The sequence below is a fragment of the Streptomyces sp. NPDC031670 genome, from assembly GCF_055580545.1.
Genome location: NZ_JBVILC010000011.1, coordinates 180,188 through 197,583 on the forward strand (window position 1 = coordinate 180,188; position 17,396 = coordinate 197,583).

Genomic DNA, 17,396 nt, shown 5'->3' on the forward strand with positions numbered 1-17,396 from the left:
GCGCCCAGGGGATGCCGCGCAGCGGCATTTCAGGGGCGCGGGGAACTGCGCGAGCAACCCGGCACGGCCTTCAGACGAAGAACGCGCCGATCAGGACTCGTCCGCCATGCGGCGATCCATCGCCAGGGAAAGCTCCGCCTCCACCACATGCTTGGCCAGCGGGCGCAGCCGGGACACCTCCTGGTTGGAGGCGTGGGCGTGGAGCAGGTCGACGAACAGGGCGGCCAGCGCGTCCGCGTGGGCGCGGACCTCCCGGCCTGCCGCCAGGACCGCGGCCAGCGGGATGCCCTCGCGCACCAACGCGGCCGACACGTCGAGCAGCCGGCGGCTGATGTGGACGATCTCCTCGCCGTCGACCGCGAGGTAGCCGAGGTCGAGCGCCGCCGCCAGGTTCTCCGGGGTCACCTCGCCCGCGAAGTGGTCGGCGAGGGCCTCGGGCGTCAGCCGTACCGGGGTCTCCTCGGTCGGCTCGACCAGCCCGAGCGCCTCGCCCGCGTCGCGCCCGGACTCGAACGCGGTGGTCAGGTCCGCGATGCCGGAGAGGGTGTGGCCGCGCTCCAGCAGGGCGGCGATGGTGCGCAGCCGGGCGAGGTGGCGCTCGTCGTACCAGGCGATCCGGCCCTCGCGGCGCGGTGGCGGGATGAGCCCGCGCTCCCGGTAGAACCGCAGCGTACGTACGGTGATGCCGGCCTCGGCGGCCAGCTCCTCCATGCGGTACTCCCGGGGCCCGCCAGGAACGCCGCCCCCGTCCCCGCTCCCCACTCCTGCGTCTGCCACGTCCGCCAGCCTATGTTGTACCGCCGGTAACTTTCCCCGGCGGACCCCTACCGCTCGGTATGCCGCTGCTCTACTCTCCCAACTGTGCCAGTGATTACTGGCAGTGTTTCGCGTCTTTCAGACTCTCCGCACAGACGTCCTGCATGGAGGCGGTGGCATGGTCCAGCACGAGCGCGAGCCCGAGCACGTACGGGTGGCGGTGATCGGATCCGGATTCGGCGGCCTCGGGGCCGCGGTCCGGCTGCGGCGGGAGGGCGTCACCGACTTCGTCGTCCTGGAGCGGGCCGGGGCGGTCGGCGGGACCTGGCGGGACAACAGCTATCCCGGATGCGCCTGCGACGTACCGTCGCACCTGTACTCCTTCTCCTTCGCGCCCAACCCGGACTGGCCGCGCACCTTCTCCGGGCAGGAGCACATCCGGGCCTATCTGGAGCACGTCGCCGACACCTTCGGGCTGCGCCCGCACATCCGCCTCGACCACGAGGTCACGCTGATGCGCTGGGACGGCGAGCGGCTGTACTGGGTGATCGAGTGCGCGAACGGCAGCGTCCTGCACGCCGATGTCGTCGTCTCCGCGACCGGACCGCTCTCCGACCCCAAGATCCCGGACATCCCCGGGCTCGACACCTTCCCCGGCAAGGTCTTCCACTCCGCGCGCTGGGACCACGACTACGACCTGCGCGGCAAGCGCGTCGCCATGATCGGGACCGGTGCCTCCGCGATCCAGATCGTCCCGGCCGTCCAGCCACAGGTGCGCACCCTCACCCTCTTCCAGCGCACCCCGCCGTGGGTCATGCCGCGGATGGACCGGGCGATCACCGCACCCGAGCGCTGGCTGCACCGGCAGCTGCCGTTCACCGGGGCCGCGCGCCGCGGACTGCTGTGGGGCATCAGGGAGTTGCAGGTCAGCGCCTTCACCAAGCGTCCCAACGAGCTCGGCCTCGTCGAGTCGCTGGCCAAACGGAACATGGCGCGGGCCATCAAGGACCCGGCCCTGCGCGCCAAGCTGACGCCCGACTACCGCATCGGCTGCAAGCGCATCCTGCTGTCCAGCGAGTACTACCCGGCGCTGGCCCAGCCCAATGTGGACCTCGTCGCCTCCGGGCTCAGCGAGGTGCGCGGCTCCACCCTGGTCGCCGCCGACGGGACCGAGACCGAGGCCGACGCGATCATCTTCGGCACCGGGTTCCACGTCACGGACATGCCGATCGCCGACCGCGTCGTCGGCGCGGCGGGCCACACGCTCGCGGAGGCGTGGAAGGGCGGTATGGAGTCGCTGCGGGGCGCCACCGCCGCGGGCTTCCCCAACTGGATGACGATCATCGGGCCCAACACGGGCCTGGGGAACTCCTCGATGATCCTGATGATCGAGTCGCAGCTCAGCTACATGGCCGACTACCTGCGGCAGTTGGACGTGCTGGGCGGACGCGTGGCGCTCGCCGCCCGGCCCTCCGCCGTCGGCGCCTGGAACCGGCGGGTACAGGAGCGCATGAAGCGGACCGTGTGGAACACCGGCGGCTGCACCAGCTGGTACCTGGACGCCAGTGGCCGCAACACCACCATCTGGCCCGGCACGACCGGCGAGTTCCGCAGGGCGACCCGCGAGGTCGACCTCGGGGAGTACGAGGTGGTCCGCGCCGTAGCCGCCGAACCGGCCCCGGCCGCACCGCGCGGCGCCCGCGAGCCGGACGCGAACCCCACCGCCCCCGAGGCGGTGGCCTCGTGAGACGCCCCGCGCACGTCACCTCGGGCCCCTTCGCGCCGCCCGAGCCCACCCGTACGCTCACCGCGGTCTCCGCCGACGGCGCCCGGCTGCACGTCGAGGTGCACGGGCCCGAGGGCGCCCCGGCCGTCGTCCTCGCCCACGGCTGGACCTGCTCGACCGCCTTCTGGGCCGCGCAGATCCGCGCCCTGGCCGGGGACCACCGGGTCGTCGTCTACGACCAGCGCGGCCACGGCCGTACGGCGGCGAGCCCGCTGTGCTCCGCCGACGCGCTCGCCGACGACCTGGAAGCGGTGCTGGAGGCGACCCTCGCCCCGGGCGAGCGGGCGGTGCTGGCCGGGCACTCCATGGGCGGGATGACGCTGATGGCCGCGGCCGGCCGGCCCGCGCTTCGCGAGCACGCGGCGGCGGTGCTGCTCTGCTCCACCGGCAGTTCCCGGCTGGTCGCCGAGTCGCTGGTGGTGCCGCTGCGGCCGGGCCGGCTGCGCACCCGCCTCACCGCGGCCGTCCTCGGCTCCAGGGCCCCGCTCGGCCCCGTCACACCGGTGGCGAAGAAGGTCCTGCGGTACGCCACGATGGGCCCGGGGACCGCGCCGGAGCGCATAGAGGCGTGCGCCAGGATCGTGCACGGCTGCGCCCGGGGCCCCCGGTACGCCTGGTCGCAGGTGCTGGCCGGGCTGGAGATCGACGCCCGGGTACGGGAGTTGAGGGTGCCCACCGCCGTGGTGGCGGGCACGGCCGACCGGCTCACCCCGCCGGTGCACGCCCGCCGGATCGCGGCGGCGCTGCCCGACTGCGTGGGCCTCACCGAACTCACGGGCGTCGGCCATATGACGCCGCTGGAGGCCCCCGAGGTCATCACGGAACGCCTCCGTGAACTGGTCCGTACGTATGTGAGCGTCGAGGAGGACGTGGCATGAGCAGGGTGAGCCTGGAGGGGCAGGTCGCGGTCGTCACGGGCGCGGCCCGGGGCGTCGGCGAGCTGCTGGCGCGCAAGTTGTCGGCGCGCGGCGCCAGGGTGGCCCTGGTCGGCCTGGAGCCGGACGAGCTGAAGCGGGTGGCCGCGCGGCTGCACACCGAGGCCGAGTCCTGGTTCGCGGACGTCACCGACCACGAGGCCATGGCGCGGGTCGCGGGCGAGGTCAAGGAGCGGTTCGGCAAGGTCGACATCGTGGTCGCCAACGCGGGCGTCGCCTCGGGCGGCCCGTTCGTGGACTCCGACCCCGACGCCTGGCGCCGCGTCATCGAGGTGAACCTGATCGGTGGCGCGGTCACGGCCCGCGCCTTCCTGCCCGTCCTGATGGAGAGCCGGGGCTACTTCCTCCAGATCGCCTCGCTCGCGGCGATCACCCCGGCGCCGATGATGACGGCGTACTGCGCGTCGAAGTCGGGCGTGGAGGCCTTCGCGCACAGCCTGCGGGCCGAGGTGGGCCACAAGGGCGTACGGGTCGGGGTCGGGTATCTGTCCTGGACCGACACTGACATGGTGCGCGGGGCGGACCGGGACGAGGTGATGCGCGAGCTGCGGCAGCGGCTGCCGTGGCCGTCCAACCGCACCTACCCGCTGGGTCCGGCCGTCGACCGGATCGTGGCGGGCGTGGAGCGCCGCTCCTCGCATGTGTACGCCCAGTGGTGGCTGCGCGGGATGCAGTCGGTGCGCGGCTACCTGCCGGCCGTCATCGGGGCGGTGGGACAGCGCGAGATGCGCCGCTTCGAGCCCCGCCTCGGGTCGGTGAGCCGGGGTCTGGTGGGCGCGGGAGGCGCCGCCGACGAGCGGGAACGCACGCTCCGTGACCTTCCGTAACTGATCGAAATGCGCCTTGTGTCCTCGCGTGCCACGCTGGTCGAGGCCCGGCGGAGCCGAGGGAACAGCCCCGGCACCCGGCCCCTCAAAACCTCGTAGGAGTGAACTCGATGGGCATCAAGGACCAGTTCCAGGACAAGGCGCAGCAGGCCCAGCAGAAGGGCAAGCAGGCGATGAGCTCCAAGAAGGACCAGCAGCAGGAGCGCGCCCGCCAGGGCCAGCAGAAGGGCCGCGAGCTCCCGGACGAGGCCCAGCGGGCCTCGCAGGAGCAGCAGGACAAGTTCGACATGGACTACGACGCCTAGTCGCACTCCTGCGAACGGCAAGTGGCGCGTCCCGGGTCGCCCGGGACGCGCCGCTTCTCCGTGCGGGCGCCGCCCTAGTTCCCGTACACGACGGTCACCGGCGCGTGGTCGCTCCACCGCTCCTCGTGCGTCGCGGCGCGCTCCACATGGCCCTTGACCGCACGGGCCGCCAGGCCCGGCGTGGCGAGCTGGTAGTCGATGCGCCAGCCCGAGTCGTTGTCGAAGGCCCGGCCGCGGTAGGACCACCAGGAGTACGGGCCCTCCTGGTCGGGGTGGAGTCCGCGCACCACGTCCACGTAGCCGCCGTCAGCGGCGTCGAGGACGCGCGAGAGCCACTCGCGCTCCTCCGGCAGGAAGCCGGCGTTCTTCCTGTTGGCGCGCCAGTTCTTGAGGTCGGCCTCGCGGTGGGCGATGTTCCAGTCGCCGCAGACGACGACCTCGCGCCCGTCGGCCGCGGCCCGCGCGCGGAGCTCCTTGAGGTAGGGCAGGAACTCCCCCATGAACCGGTACTTCTCGTCCTGCTTGGCGGTCCCGGCCTCGCCGGAGGGCAGATAGAGGCTGGCCACGGTGGCGCCGGGCAGGTCCGCCTCCACATACCGGCCGCTGCCGTCGAACTCGGCGCTGCCGAACCCGACCCGCACCCGCTCGGGCTCGCGGCGGGTGTAGAGCGAGACCCCGGCCCGGCCCTTGGCCGCGGCGGGGGCGTGCACCACGTGCCACCCCTCGGGCTCGCGCACCTCGGCGGTGAGCTGCTGCGGCTCGGCCCGTACCTCCTGGAGGCACACGACATCGGCGTCGGAGCCGGCCAGCCACGCCAGGAACCCCTTCTTGGCGGCGGCGCGAAGCCCGTTTACATTCACAGTGGTAACAGTGAGCACCCGCGCACCCTATCCATCCGGTCACCGTGATCGCCTGCATAGAAGTACGCTCTACCGCATGCATATACGTACACGGGGGTACGACCACCCGGACGCCGTGAAGCTCAACGACCAGGTGCAGCTCGAATACGCCGAGCGCTACGAGGACGAGGGCGACGCCACGCCCCTGGACGCCTCGATGTTCCGGCCGCCCCGCGGCCTCTATCTGGTCGCGTACGACGTGCAGGACCGCCCGGTCGCCACCGGCGGCTGGCGCAGCCAGGACGAGAACGACGAGGGCTACTCGGACGGCGACGCCGAGCTGAAGCGCATGTACGTCGTACCGCAGGCCCGGGGCCTGGGCCTGGCCCGGCGCATCCTCGCCCTCCTGGAGGACGACGCCCGCGCCGCGGGCCGCACCCGGATGGTCCTGGAGACCGGTGACCGGCAGCCGGAGGCGCTCGCCCTCTACGCCTCCAGCGGCTACGCCCCCTGCCCGAAGTTCGGCTACTACCGCCACTACCCCAGCAGCATCTGTTACGCCAAGTCCCTGCTGCCGTGATGCCACCGGGCCGCCCGGACGGGCGGCCACGGGGCGGGCGGCCCCCGGCCGGCTTTGTCATGAGCCCATCCCCCACCAGCGGTTAGGCTGCTGACCGCACGCGCACCGCACGGGGGATCACGTATGAGCGACGACACACTGCCCGAGCCGTCCCAGCTGCCACTGTCGCCGGACGAGCTGAAGCGGCACCACTCCGAATGGGCCGCCGGCGTCACCAAGGCGCCGCCCGCCGACAGCTATGTGGACCCCCTCACCCCGGTCCCGCTGCGCCCGGCCCCGCCGGTCGCCGGCTCGCCCTTCCTCAAGCCGCCGCTCCAGGACCCGTCCCGAGGCCGGCCCCCGCTCGGGGCCCCGCCCGACTTCCGGCTCGGGCCCTACCCGCCGCTGTCGCCGTCCGGGCCGCCGCAGGACATGCTCCGTATCGCGCCCGGCGTCCTGACCGCGGCGGCGGCCCGCGCGGACGAGATCCACACGGCCTTCACCAAGCCCGCCGCGGCGCTGGAGGACCCCGCGCAGAAGGCGTCGGCGGCGATGGACGGCTGGGAGTCGGCCAAGGCCATCCGTACGGCCGGCACGCAGTGGGAGAAGCAGGCCGGCACCGTGGCGGGCTGGCTGGCGCGCATCGCGGAGAGCCTGCGGGTGGGCGCCCGGGACTACCACACGACGGATCACGCCGTGGACGAGTCGCTCCGCGGCATCGCACCGCGCCGCTCGAAGCTGGAGGGGCTGTAGTGCCCTCGTTCTACCAGGAGATCCTGGACACCGACCTCGGCCCGCTCCAGAAGCTCGCCGACCAGTGGCGCACGACCCACACGGACCTGGCCAAACTGCCCAAGCGCGTCCACGACGAGGTGCTCACCCCGCTGCGCGACAAGGGCTACTGGGAGGGCGCCGCCGCCCCGTACGCCTGGCGGATGATCGACGACATCGAGCGCCAGATCGAGGCGGCGGCCAAGGTCGCCCAGGCGGCGGTCGGCGTCCTCGACGACGCGCTCGGCGAACTCAAGGCCGTACAGAAGGACCTGAAGGACGCGGTGCGCCGGGCCCGCGACAAGGGGCTCTACATCGGTGCCGAAGGGGTCGTCTCCACCGATGTCGTCAACGGCGTCTGCACGGTGGTCGAGAAGGGCTCGGCGGACGCCAAGGCCATCGAGGACGCCCAGCGGGAGATCGTCGACATCGTGAAGCGGGGCGTCGTCGCGGACCGGAACCTGGCGTTCTCCCTCATGTCGGACGTGGGCCTCGGCGACTGGTTCAACACCGCCCCGCAGCACACGAACATCGACACCACCCAGACGATCAGCCAGGCGGACTACAACGCGCTCGACCTCGCGATGCGGGGCAAGGACCCGCACCCCGCACCGCAGGGCGACGACCCGTACTCGCTCGGCTGGGACTGGGTCAGCGGCAGCGGGCCGCGGGACCGCGAGTACCACGACGGCGACCGGATGACCGAGCTGATCAAGTCCAGTGTCAGCATGGAGCAGCTCCGGGCGGACACCCTCGCCAACTGGCGCAAGGACGGGAACGACCAGGGCACCGTCAACTACTCGATCTCCAAGGGCGGAAAGATCGGCGCCCTGGAGAAGCTCGTCCTCACCGACCTGCCGGCGATCGCCACCGGCGACGAGGACCACCTGGGCGAGGCGTTCGTCGGCTCGTACTCCCTGGACTACTCGGTCAAGGGCCAGGACCCCGACGGCTCCCTCGTCGTCGAGTACACGCTCAACAACAAGACCAGCAACGAGTCCTTCCTCCACTTCGTCGGCTACTACGACTGGCTGAAGAAGACGAACCGCGAAGACGGCGTCTTCTCCACCGTCGGACAGCAGATGACCTGGACCGAACGCATCCCGGCAGCAGGGAAGTAAGCACCGTGTCCCACCACTCCCGACGCGCCCTGGGGGCCGCCGCCGCCCTGGCGCTCCTCGCGGCCCCGCTCAACGCCTGCGGTTCCGACGCCCTGGAACGCTGCGTCCCGGTCGCCGCCGAGTCCGCCACACCGGGCGAGCTCATCGGCCGCTACGAGGGGGCGCACGAGGCCGACGGGGTGCGCCTGACCCTGTCCGAGGGCGGTGCCATGCGGGCGGAGAAGTGGCCCACCGGCGACTACCACCGCGCGAAGCTGGGCAGCACGTTCACCGGCTCGGGCACCTGGGAGATCGAACCGGCCACGGCGTCCACCGACCGCGCGCTGCTGCGGCTGCACTTCACCCGGCCGACCCTGTTCCTCCAGGGCGACACCCTCGACAAGCTCACGATCGGCACCGACTCGACCCGTACGGACCTCTACCAGGACATCGACCCCGACGTCTGCCCCGACTTCCGCCTGCGCCGCGACAAGCCGTGACGGACGGCCCGTCAGGGGGCGGGCGGCGGGCGCCCCCCGGGGGGCGGGATGCCGGGGGGGGGCGGAAACGACGAAATCCCGGCCGGACGGTGACCGTCTGACCGGGATCTCGTGCACCCTTCGCGGGTGAACCCGCGGTGGGTTGTTGTTGTGGACCTGAGGGGATTCGAACCCCTGACCCCCTCGATGCGAACGAGGTGCGCTACCGGACTGCGCCACAGGCCCTTGCAACGGGTGAAACATTAGCACCCCGACGGGGGTGCTTGGAAATCCGGTCCCCGCTGGTCAGCGAGACGGGCCTCACTCGTTGGCCGCGCGGGGGCGCTCGTCGTCCGCGTACTGGTCGAAGAGCGGCGTCCGGCCGCTCCCCGGCGCTGTGCGGCGGCGGGGCGCGGGCGGGGCCGGAGTCGTCGGGTCCGCCGTGGAGGAGCGGGCCGAGGACCAGGTGTCGGGGGCGCCCAGGTCGATGCTGCCGGTGGCGCGCGGGGCGACCGGGGCGGTCACGTACGTGGGGAGCGGCACCGGGACCGGCTCCCAGCTGTCGCCGCGCTCGGGGCCGTGCTCGCGCTGCTGGTCGACCCACTCGGCGTGGTCGGTCTGCTCCACCAGCGCGCGCCGGCCGGCCTCCTGCGGGGAGACGACGGGCTCGGGCTCGGGGGCCGGGTGCGGTTCCGGCTCGTCGTCGGGCTCGGAGGCGGCGGCGGGGGCGGCGCTCTGACGGCGCGGCTGGCGCTCGCGCAGCCGCTGCGCGGCGGCCTCGGCACGGCGCCGGTCCATGACGAACGCGAACCTCCGCCGCTCCTGGGCGCGCAGATGCATGATGTACGCGCTGAGCAGGACGGCCGGGACCGCGGGCGCCCACAGGAAGCCGAGGCCGCCCACCGCCGCCACGATCGCGCCCAGGGTGAAGCCCAGGAAGAGAAGCACGGTCGTACGCCGTCGGCGCGCCAGGACCGCGCTGCGCCGGGCGCGCCGGGCCCGCTCGGCGGCGTCCGCGGAACGGCCCACGCCCCGGCGCCCGTCGCTCTGGCGCGCGCCCCCGGGCCGCTCCTCACCACCGCGCCCGCTCCCGCGGCGCTCCTCGGGACGAGGGACCTCGTGGTGCGGTTCGGCCGGGTGCGGGACCTCGGGGCGGTCCTCCTCGGGACGCGGCTCCTCACGTCCGCCGCGCCGCTGCGCCCCGGTGCCCGTGGGGTGCTGTCGCGGCACGGCGAGGTCCCGGACGTCGACGCCCTGGGCGGGGTCCCCGAGGAGCGCCGTGGGCGCGTCCGGGTCGGTGTCGGGTGCGGGGTCGCCGGAACCTCGCTGCCTGAGCTCCCTGGCGTACCGGCGCTCCATGGCCGACCGTCCGGACAGCAGCCGGATGGCGGTGCTGAAACGCTCCGTCGGACGGGCCTCGTTGAGCTCGTCCTGCCTGCGGAGCCACATCGGCACCAAGTAGGCGGCCCAGGCCCCGACGATGACTGCGTAGATGAGGCCGCTGCTGCTCACACCCCACACGGTAGAGGGACGGGCGCGAGGGGATACGCCAATTGAGCCGGTGTGTCGCACGATCTGGCTGATAAGACCGGCTTTTTTTGTGATTCTTCAGATCGCTTCATGGTCATACGGCGACCAAATTCGAACGTCTATTTCATTTCTCGTGGTGCGCCCGCCTCGACTGCTTCCACCTGTGCAGCATCCCCTCCGGCACCTCTTCCGCCGTCAGCGCGTACACCAGGTGGTCCCGCCATCCGCCGTCGATGTGGAGATAGCGCGGGCGCAGGCCCTCCTCGCGGAATCCGAGTTTCTCCACCACGCGCCGGCTCGGCCCGTTCTCCGGGCGAATGCAGACCTCCATGCGGTGCAGTCCGACCGAACGGAAGCAGTGGTCGGTGGCGAGCGCGACGGCGGTGGGCATGACACCGCGGCCCGCGACCTCGCGGTCCACCCAGTAGCCGACGTGCCCCGAGCACATCGAGCCCCAGGTGATCCCGGCGACCGTGAGCTGGCCGACCAGCCGGCCCTGGTACTCGATCACGAAGGGCAGCATCCGGCCCGCGTTCGCCTCGGCGCGCAGATGCCGGACCATCTGCCGGTAGGTGGGCCGCCGGGCGGGCGGGGCGCCGGGAGCGGGCGGCGGGACGGTCGCCTCCCAGGGGCGCAGCCATTCGCGGTTGCGCCGGTTGACCTCGCGCCAGACGCGCTGGTCGCGCAGCCTTATGGGACGGAGGAGGACATCACCGTCCGTCAGCACGACCGGCCATGAGGGGACGTTCAGCTCGGGCTCCCCACGGGTCTGGGGTGGTCGCCGCCGCGCAGCTGGTCGACGGCGTGCGGCAGCAGCCGCTCCAGGACGGCCAGTCCGTCGCGGACGCCGCCGGTGGAGCCCGGCAGGTTGACGATCAGCGTGTGGCCGCCCGCCACCCCGGCCAGCCCCCGCGAGAGCGCGGCGGTGGGGACCTTCGCCAGGCCCTCGGCGCGGATCGCCTCCGGGATGCCGGGGACCTCGTAGTCCAGGACGCGGCGGGTGGCGTCGGGGGTGCGGTCGGTGGGCGAGATGCCGGTGCCGCCGGTGGTGACGATCACGTCGTATCCGGCGGCCGTGCCCGCGCGCAGCGCCTGCTCCACCGGGTCGCCGTCGGGCACGACCAACGGCCCGTCCACGGCGAAGCCGAGCCCCGCCAGGCCCTCGGCGAGGATCGGGCCGCCCCTGTCCGCGTACACACCGGCCGAGGCGCGGTTGGAGGCGGTGACGACGAGCGCCGCGTACGGGGCGAGCAGCGCGGCGCCGAGGCCCGCGCCGCCGCCGGGGAAGGGGGGCGCGTTCTCCACCCCGGGGCGGCTCGGGGCGCCGCCGGCCGGCCCGGGGGACGTCCGGCCGGTGTCGTCCGGCGCGCTCACGCCGTGGCCCCGTCCGGCCCGGGGCGAAACCAGTCGCCCGACTTGCCGCCGGTCTTCGTCTCCACCCGTACGTCGGTGATGACGGCCGCCTTGTCCACGGCCTTCACCATGTCGACGACGGTCAGCGCGGCCACCGACACGGCGGTCAGCGCCTCCATCTCGACGCCCGTGCGGTCGGTCGTCCTCACCGTGGCCACGATCTCCACCGCGTCGTCCGCGACCGTCAGGTCCAGCTTCACCCCGGACACCGCCAGCGGGTGGCAGAGCGGGATCAGGTCGGGGGTGCGCTTGGCGCCCATGATCCCGGCGATCCGGGCGGTCGCCAGGGCGTCGCCCTTGGGCACGCCCTCGCCGCGCAGCAGTTCGATCACGCGCGGCGAGACGCGCACGCGACCGCTCGCGCGCGCGGTGCGGGCCGTCACGTCCTTCTCGGAGACATCGACCATCCGGGCGGCGCCCGCCTCGTCGATGTGCGTCAGCCTGCCTTGCGTACTCATGGTGTGGCGCTCCCGGTCCGGCCTGTGTGGGCAGACACGCTACCGCCACCGGGGCCCGGTCAGCCGAGCAGGACCACCTCCACTTCGGAGCCGGGCTCCACGGAGGTGACGTCCTCGGGAATGACGATCAGGCAGTCCGCCTGGGCGAGGGCCGCGATCAGATGCGATCCGGAGCCGCCGACCGGGGTGACGCTCTCCCCGTCCGCGTCGTAGCTCCCGCGCAGGAACTGGCGGCGGGCCGCCGGGGAGGTGAGCGCCTTGTCGCTCCGGAGCGCGGCACGCGCGCGTGGCCGGTGCACGTCCGGCAGGCCCATCAGGGTGCGGATCGCCGGGCGGACGAACAGCTCGAACGAGACGTACGACGACACCGGGTTGCCCGGCAGGGCGAGCAGCGGGGTGTGGTCGGGGCCGATCGAGCCGAAGCCCTGGGGCTTGCCGGGCTGCATGGCGAGCCTGCGGAAGTCGATGCCGCTGCCCGGCTCGTCCTCGTCGCCGACCGAGGAGAGCGCCTCCTTGACGACGTCGTACGCCCCCACGCTCACGCCGCCCGTGGTCACCAGCAGATCGGCGCGGATCAGCTGGTCCTCGATGGTCGCGCGCAGGATCTCGGCGTCGTCGGTGACCGCGCCCACCCGGTACGCGATGGCTCCCGCGTCGCGCGCGGCGGCGGCGAGGGCGAAGCTGTTGGAGTCGTAGATCTGGCCCTCGGACAACTTCTCGCCGGGCTGGACCAGTTCGCTGCCGGTCGACAGGACGACCACCCGCGGGCGCGGGCGGACCTTCACCGTGCCCCGGCCGATCGCCGCGAGCAGGCCGATCTGGGGCGGGCCGAGCACGGTCCCGGCGGCCAGCGCGAGGTCGCCGGCCCGCACGTCGCTGCCGGCCGCGCGGACGTGGGCGCGGGCCCCGGCGGGCCGGTGGACCCGGACCTCGCCGCTCGCGCCCTCGGGGGCGCCGCTGGCGGCGCGCATTCCGGTGGCGGCGCCCCCGCCCGTGCCGCCGTCGGTCCACTCGACCGGGACCACGGCCTCGGCGCCGGGCGGCAGCGGGGCGCCGGTCATGATCCGGGCGGCCTCGCCGGGGCCGACGGACGGGAGCTCGCCGCTGCCCGCGGCCACGTCGCCGACCACGGTCAGCACCGCGGGGAACTCCTCGCTGGCGCCCGCCACGTCCGCGACGCGCACCGCGTACCCGTCCATCGAGCTGTTGTCGAAGGGCGGCAGCGCGAGCGGCACCGTGACGTCCTCGACCAGGACGCAGCCCTGGGCGTCGGGCAGTTGCAGCTCGATGGGTTCGAGCGGCGCCACGGCGGCGAGGACGTCCTCCAGGTGCTCGTCGACCGACCAGATCGTGTCGCTCAAGGTGTCTGCATCTCCTCGGTCACGTAACTGCGAAGCCAGGCCTTGAAGTCGGGGCCCAGGTCTTCACGTTCGCACGCGAGTCTGACAATGGCGCGCAGATAGTCGCCGCGGTCGCCGGTGTCATAGCGCCGGCCCTTGAAGACCACGCCGTGCACGGGGCCGCCGACCTTCTCGTCCGCGGCCAGTTGCTGGAGCGCGTCGGTGAGCTGGATCTCGCCGCCGCGGCCCGGCTCGGTCTGGCGCAGTATCGCGAAGACCGCGGGGTCCAGGACGTAGCGGCCGATGATGGCGAGGTTGCTGGGCGCGTCCGCCGGGTCGGGCTTCTCCACCAGGCCGGTGATCCGTACGACGTCGCCGTGGCCGGTGGGCTCCACGGCCGCGCAGCCGTAGAGGTGGATCTGGGACGGCTCGACCTCCATCAGGGCGATCACACTGCCGCCCTCGCGTTCCTGGATCTCCACCATCCGGGAGAGCAGCGGGTCGCGCGCGTCGATGAGGTCGTCGCCGAGGAGCACCGCGAAGGGCTGGTCGCCCACGTGCGGCGCGGCGCACAGCACCGCGTGGCCCAGGCCCCTGGGGTCGCCCTGGCGCACGTAGTGCATGGCGGCGAGGTCGCTGGACTCCCGGACCTTGGCGAGCCGGGCCTCGTCCCCCTTGCGGGAGAGGGCCTCCTCCAGCTCGTAGTTGCGGTCGAAGTGGTCCTCCAGGGGACGTTTGTTGCGCCCCGTGATCATCAGCACGTCCGAGAGGCCGGCGGCGACCGCCTCCTCGACCACGTACTGGATCGCGGGCTTGTCGACGACCGGCAGCATCTCCTTGGGGGTGGCCTTGGTGGCCGGCAGGAACCGGGTGCCGAGGCCTGCCGCCGGAATGACAGCCTTGGTGATCCGTGGGGGCGACTGAGTCATGCGCAGCACACTAACCGCTGCGTATGTGCGGAAGATTATCCTCCGGTTAATACAGCCTCATAAACAGGCATTTGAGGGGATTGTGAAAACACTGTGAGTGATGATGCAGCCGAAAAGGCCCTCTTGCGCGCGGAACTCCTGGGTGCCCGGCGCCTGCTGACGCCCCAGGACGTGCACCGGGCGGGCGAGGAGCTGGCCCGCCGGGCGCTGGGGCTGCCCGAGCTGGCGGCGGCGGGAACGGTCGCCGCGTATGTCTCGGTGGGGCGCGAGCCGGGGACGCGCGCGCTGCTCGACGCGCTGCGCACCCGAGGTGTGCGCGTCCTGCTGCCCGTACTGCAATCGGACAATGACCTCGACTGGGCCGAGTACGCGGGCGCGGACCGGCTCGAACCGGCCGGGCGGGGCCTCCTGGAGCCGTCGGGGACCCGGCTCGGGCCCGCCGCCGTGCTCGACGCGGACACCGTGCTGCTGCCCGGCCTCGCCGTGGACGCGCGCGGGATGCGCCTGGGCCGGGGCGGCGGCTCGTACGACCGGGTGCTCGCCCGGATCGCGGCGGCGGGGCACGACCCCGCGCGCGTGGTGCTGCTCTACGCGAACGAGGTGGTCGCGCGGGTCCCGGAGGAACCGCACGACCACCCCGTCCAGGTGGTGGTCACCCCGGAGGGCGTGACCCGCTTCCCGGCCTGAGCCTCACGGCCCGGGCCCGGTACCGAAGCCTCACGGCTTCAGCGTCAGCGTGTCGACCGTCGAGGCGCCGACCGCCCTGGCGCTGAAGGACCAGTCCAGCTGTTCGCCCCTGGCCCACTTCCCGGTCTGGTCCGAGTAGTGCGCGCTGTAGGCATGGCCGGAGGCGCCGGTGAGGTTGATCCACTTCGACTTGTCGAAGTCCTTCAGGTTCACCACCATCCGCATCGACGGCACCCAGGTGACCGAGTAGTCACCGCCGCCCGCGTTCCAGCCCGTCGCGTTGACCGCCGCCTCGCCGCCGCCGAGGTTCCACGGGCCGCGGTTGAGGAGGAACCGCACGATGCCGGGGCCGTCGGTGCCGAGGGTCTGGTTCTTCAGCGTCAGCTGGTGCAACTGCCCCCAGCTCCAGCTGCTGACATCCTTGCCGAGCTTGGCCGTCAGCTCCCAGCGGGCGTCCTTCATCGCGCGCGCCAGCAGCTGGTCCCGGGTCTTGGTGGCCGGGTCCAGACGGCTCTTGGGCGTCTGCCACCACTCGTTCTTCTCGTCGTTGAAGATCCGCCGGACCACCTCGAACCAGCGGTCGCCGCCGTCGGGCTGCGCCGAGTCCGCGTCGCGCTGGCCGCACTCGCGCACCAGGCCGTTGAGGTCGTCCACGGGGCCCGAGCTGTCCGGCGGGCGCACGTTCAGGCACTCGCCCTCGACCCGCAGCTCCTTGGGGAGCTTGTTGCCGAAGGCCAGCTTGAGGACGTTGCGCCACACCGCGTTGAAGTAGGCCGCGGCGCCGGAGTCCGACTCCTGGGTGTAGTCCCAGCCCTCCAGCAGCTTCTGCGCCTCCCGTACGGAGGGGTCGGGGACGTCGATCTTCAGCAGAGCGGGCGTCAGCAGCGCGGCGATCTCGCTGCTGTTGTCCATCTGCATCTTCTGCATGTCCTCGGTGGAGACCTTGCCGCCGTCCTTGGTCTTCGACTCGATGAGGTCGTTGATCCGCTGGCTGCGGGTGCCGTAGCCCCAGTCCTTGGTCAGCAGGTACGGGTACTTCTTCTCGTCGACCACGGCCTGGTTGGCGGTGACGATGTAGCCGCGCTTGGGGTTGAACTCGTACGGCAGCTGGTCGAAGGGGATGGGGGCCGGCTTCCAGTTGTACTTGGAGTCCCAGCCCGGAGCGGGCACGGAGCCGTCGTAGCCCTTGGCGCGGACCGGGATCTTCCCCGGTGCCTGGTAGCCGATGTTGCCCTTGGTGTCGGCGTAGATCATGTTCTGCGAGGGGACCTCGAAGTCCTTCGCCGCCGCCCGGAAGGACTTGAAGTCCTTGGCCCGGTCGAGCTCGAAGACGGCGTCCATGGACTTGCCGGGCTCCAGCGCGGTCCACCTCAGCGCCACCGCGTACCCCTCGCCCCGGTCCGGGGCGGAGGTGGCCACGGGGGCCTTCTTGCCGACCTTCTCCAGCTCGTCGTCACGGTCGGAGACCAGCGGGCCGTTGTTGGTCTCGCGCACGGTGATGGTCTTGCTCCTGCCGCCCGCGACCTTGATGACCTCCTCGCGCGTGGCGAGGGCCTTCTGCTGGTTGTCGTACAGGTAGGTGCCGCCCGGGGCGATCTTCTCCAGGTACAGGTCGGTCACGTCGGCGCCGAGGTTGGTGAACCCCCAGGAGACGTCCTGGTTGTGGCCGATGACCACACCGGGCATACCGGAGAACGTGTAGCCCGCCACGTCGAAGCCGCAGCTCGCCGAGACCGTCCGGCAGTGCAGGCCCATCTGGTACCAGAGCGAGGGCATCATCGGCGCCAGATGCGGGTCGTTGGCGAGCAGCGGCATACCGGTCGTCGTGTACTTGCCGGAGACGACCCAGGAGTTGGAGCCGATGCCGCTGCCGTTGGGGCCGAGGAACGCCGGGATCTTGTCGAGGCTCTCGGAGAGGCGCGCGAGCTGCGTCTGCGCGCCCTGCGTCGCGCCCTGGACCGACGCTCCGGCCCCGGTGCCGCTGCCCGGCTCGTGGTTCGGGTCGTACTTCCCGGTGACCTTGCTGACCGAGCCCCCGTCGACGATCGGCCGGTGGGTGGCCGTCGGATACGGCGGGTACAGGTCCTTGATCTGCTTGGGGGTGAGCCGGCTGGTCATCAGGGACCGGTCGATCTCGTCCTGCATGTTGCCGCGCAGGTCCCAGGCCATCGCCTTGAGCCAGGCCACCGAGTCGACCGGCGTCCACTTCTCGACCTTGTAGTCGTGGACGAAGTCCAGCGCCGCGTACTCGACGGAGATGTCCTTGGGGCCCTTGCCCTCCAGGTAGGCGTTGACACCGGCGGCGTACGCCTGGAGGTACTTCTTCGTCTGGGGTGACAGCTTGGTGTCGTACTCCCGCTGCGCCACCCGGCGCCAGCCGAGAGTGCGCAGGAAGGCGTCGGTCTCGACCTGGTCCTTGCCGAACATCTCCGACAGCCGGCCGGAGGTGACGTGGCGGCGGACGTCCATCTCCCAGAAGCGGTCCTGGGCCTGGACGAAGCCCTGGGCCATGAAGAGGTCGGTGTCGTTGTCCGCGTAGACCTGCGGCACCCCGTAGTCGTCGCGCTTGACCTCGACCGGGCCGCCGGTCAGGCCCTTGAGCTGGATCGACCCCGTGGTCTGCGGGAAGGAGGCGCGCACGGTGCTGATGCCCCAGTACGCGCCGTAACCGACACCCGCGAC

Annotated in this window: 18 protein-coding genes and 1 tRNA gene; 9 read left to right on the plus strand and 10 right to left on the minus strand. The window is 72.4% G+C overall.

Annotated elements, in window-relative coordinates:
* Window positions 1–90: 90 nt before the first annotated feature.
* Window positions 91–711 (minus strand): MerR family transcriptional regulator, encoded by a 621-nt coding sequence (locus tag ACZ5ID_RS21785; protein ID WP_468900569.1) that lies wholly within the window; start codon window positions 709–711, stop codon window positions 91–93.
* 223 nt (window positions 712–934) lie between these two features.
* Between ACZ5ID_RS21785 and ACZ5ID_RS21790 the strand changes: the two genes are divergently transcribed.
* From ACZ5ID_RS21790 to ACZ5ID_RS21805, 4 genes are all read left to right on the plus strand, one after another.
* Window positions 935–2,503 carry a flavin-containing monooxygenase gene (locus ACZ5ID_RS21790; protein ID WP_468900362.1) on the plus strand — a complete coding sequence of 523 codons (1,569 nt, stop codon included), beginning with the start codon at window positions 935–937 and terminating at the stop codon, window positions 2,501–2,503.
* Window positions 2,500–3,420 carry an alpha/beta fold hydrolase gene (locus ACZ5ID_RS21795; protein WP_468900365.1) on the plus strand — a complete coding sequence of 307 codons (921 nt, stop codon included), beginning with the start codon at window positions 2,500–2,502 and terminating at the stop codon, window positions 3,418–3,420. Before ACZ5ID_RS21790 ends, ACZ5ID_RS21795 begins: the two co-directional genes overlap by 4 nt.
* Entirely contained in the window at window positions 3,417–4,304 is an 888-nt protein-coding gene (locus ACZ5ID_RS21800) for an SDR family oxidoreductase (RefSeq protein WP_468900368.1), read from the plus strand. Before ACZ5ID_RS21795 ends, ACZ5ID_RS21800 begins: the two co-directional genes overlap by 4 nt.
* A 110-nt stretch (window positions 4,305–4,414) precedes the next feature.
* Complete coding sequence (locus ACZ5ID_RS21805; protein WP_468900371.1) at window positions 4,415–4,609, plus strand: hypothetical protein; 195 nt, start codon at window positions 4,415–4,417, stop codon at window positions 4,607–4,609.
* Between the two features lie 74 nt (window positions 4,610–4,683).
* Here the strand turns inward: ACZ5ID_RS21805 and xth are convergent, their stop codons facing one another.
* The gene (gene xth, locus ACZ5ID_RS21810; protein ID WP_468900374.1) at window positions 4,684–5,487 is read right to left on the minus strand and encodes an exodeoxyribonuclease III; all 804 of its coding nucleotides are present in this window, start codon (window positions 5,485–5,487) and stop codon (window positions 4,684–4,686) included.
* Window positions 5,488–5,545: 58 nt separating this feature from the next.
* On the opposite strand from xth, the gene ACZ5ID_RS21815 reads away from it, so the two are divergent.
* From ACZ5ID_RS21815 to ACZ5ID_RS21830, 4 genes are all read left to right on the plus strand, one after another.
* Window positions 5,546–6,028, plus strand: a complete 483-nt coding sequence (locus tag ACZ5ID_RS21815) for a GNAT family N-acetyltransferase (RefSeq protein WP_468900377.1) — start codon at window positions 5,546–5,548, stop codon at window positions 6,026–6,028.
* A gap of 123 nt (window positions 6,029–6,151) precedes the next feature.
* Entirely contained in the window at window positions 6,152–6,760 is a 609-nt protein-coding gene (locus tag ACZ5ID_RS21820; RefSeq protein ID WP_468900380.1) for a WXG100 family type VII secretion target, read from the plus strand.
* Window positions 6,760–7,899 (plus strand): hypothetical protein, encoded by a 1,140-nt coding sequence (locus tag ACZ5ID_RS21825; protein WP_468900383.1) that lies wholly within the window; start codon window positions 6,760–6,762, stop codon window positions 7,897–7,899. The genes ACZ5ID_RS21820 and ACZ5ID_RS21825 overlap by 1 nt, the downstream gene beginning before the upstream one ends.
* Window positions 7,900–7,904: 5 nt before the next feature.
* Window positions 7,905–8,378: a hypothetical protein gene (locus ACZ5ID_RS21830; RefSeq protein ID WP_468900386.1), complete on the plus strand. Its 474-nt coding sequence runs from the start codon at window positions 7,905–7,907 to the stop codon at window positions 8,376–8,378.
* Between the two features lie 151 nt (window positions 8,379–8,529).
* On the opposite strand, the gene ACZ5ID_RS21835 is transcribed toward ACZ5ID_RS21830, so the two are convergent.
* The 7 genes from ACZ5ID_RS21835 to galU all read right to left on the minus strand — a co-directional run bounded on the left by ACZ5ID_RS21835 (window position 8,530) and on the right by galU (window position 14,027).
* Window positions 8,530–8,603: transfer RNA gene (locus ACZ5ID_RS21835), tRNA-Ala, on the minus strand.
* Between the two features lie 75 nt (window positions 8,604–8,678).
* A complete protein-coding gene (sepX, locus tag ACZ5ID_RS21840; protein WP_468900389.1) occupies window positions 8,679–9,869 on the minus strand; it encodes a divisome protein SepX/GlpR in 1,191 nt (396 codons plus the stop codon).
* A 142-nt stretch (window positions 9,870–10,011) separates the two neighbouring features.
* Window positions 10,012–10,638, minus strand: a complete 627-nt coding sequence (locus tag ACZ5ID_RS21845; RefSeq protein WP_406553470.1) for a GNAT family N-acetyltransferase — start codon at window positions 10,636–10,638, stop codon at window positions 10,012–10,014.
* Window positions 10,635–11,141 carry a MogA/MoaB family molybdenum cofactor biosynthesis protein gene (locus ACZ5ID_RS21850; protein ID WP_468900573.1) on the minus strand — a complete coding sequence of 169 codons (507 nt, stop codon included), beginning with the start codon at window positions 11,139–11,141 and terminating at the stop codon, window positions 10,635–10,637. The genes ACZ5ID_RS21845 and ACZ5ID_RS21850 overlap by 4 nt, the downstream gene beginning before the upstream one ends.
* Before the next feature lie 116 nt (window positions 11,142–11,257).
* On the minus strand, window positions 11,258–11,758 hold the full coding sequence (moaC, locus tag ACZ5ID_RS21855; RefSeq protein WP_468900392.1) for a cyclic pyranopterin monophosphate synthase MoaC: 501 nt from the start codon (window positions 11,756–11,758) through the stop codon (window positions 11,258–11,260).
* A 59-nt stretch (window positions 11,759–11,817) separates the two neighbouring features.
* Window positions 11,818–13,119: a molybdotransferase-like divisome protein Glp gene (gene glp, locus ACZ5ID_RS21860; protein ID WP_468900395.1), complete on the minus strand. Its 1,302-nt coding sequence runs from the start codon at window positions 13,117–13,119 to the stop codon at window positions 11,818–11,820.
* The gene (gene galU, locus ACZ5ID_RS21865) at window positions 13,116–14,027 is read right to left on the minus strand and encodes a UTP--glucose-1-phosphate uridylyltransferase GalU (protein WP_468900398.1); all 912 of its coding nucleotides are present in this window, start codon (window positions 14,025–14,027) and stop codon (window positions 13,116–13,118) included. The genes glp and galU overlap by 4 nt, the downstream gene beginning before the upstream one ends.
* A gap of 93 nt (window positions 14,028–14,120) precedes the next feature.
* Between galU and ACZ5ID_RS21870 the strand changes: the two genes are divergently transcribed.
* Window positions 14,121–14,714: a 5-formyltetrahydrofolate cyclo-ligase gene (locus ACZ5ID_RS21870; protein WP_468900401.1), complete on the plus strand. Its 594-nt coding sequence runs from the start codon at window positions 14,121–14,123 to the stop codon at window positions 14,712–14,714.
* A 30-nt stretch (window positions 14,715–14,744) separates the two neighbouring features.
* Here the strand turns inward: ACZ5ID_RS21870 and ACZ5ID_RS21875 are convergent, their stop codons facing one another.
* Window positions 14,745–17,264 carry a penicillin acylase family protein gene (locus ACZ5ID_RS21875; RefSeq protein WP_468900404.1) on the minus strand — a complete coding sequence of 840 codons (2,520 nt, stop codon included), beginning with the start codon at window positions 17,262–17,264 and terminating at the stop codon, window positions 14,745–14,747.
* Window positions 17,265–17,396: the final 132 nt, after the last annotated feature.

Bases quoted from the DNA above. Each gene is read 5' to 3' on its own strand.
- ACZ5ID_RS21785 (WP_468900569.1), bottom strand. From the start codon at position 711: ATGGAGGAGCTGGCCGCCGAGGCCGGCATCACCGTACGTACGCTGCGG.
- ACZ5ID_RS21790 (WP_468900362.1), top strand. From the start codon at position 935: ATGGTCCAGCACGAGCGCGAGCCCGAGCACGTACGGGTGGCGGTGATC.
- ACZ5ID_RS21800 (WP_468900368.1), top strand. From the start codon at position 3,417: ATGAGCAGGGTGAGCCTGGAGGGGCAGGTCGCGGTCGTCACGGGCGCG.
- ACZ5ID_RS21805 (WP_468900371.1), top strand. From the start codon at position 4,415: ATGGGCATCAAGGACCAGTTCCAGGACAAGGCGCAGCAGGCCCAGCAG.
- ACZ5ID_RS21815 (WP_468900377.1), top strand. From the start codon at position 5,546: ATGCATATACGTACACGGGGGTACGACCACCCGGACGCCGTGAAGCTC.
- ACZ5ID_RS21820 (WP_468900380.1), top strand. From the start codon at position 6,152: ATGAGCGACGACACACTGCCCGAGCCGTCCCAGCTGCCACTGTCGCCG.
- moaC (WP_468900392.1), bottom strand. From the start codon at position 11,758: ATGAGTACGCAAGGCAGGCTGACGCACATCGACGAGGCGGGCGCCGCC.
- galU (WP_468900398.1), bottom strand. From the start codon at position 14,027: ATGACTCAGTCGCCCCCACGGATCACCAAGGCTGTCATTCCGGCGGCA.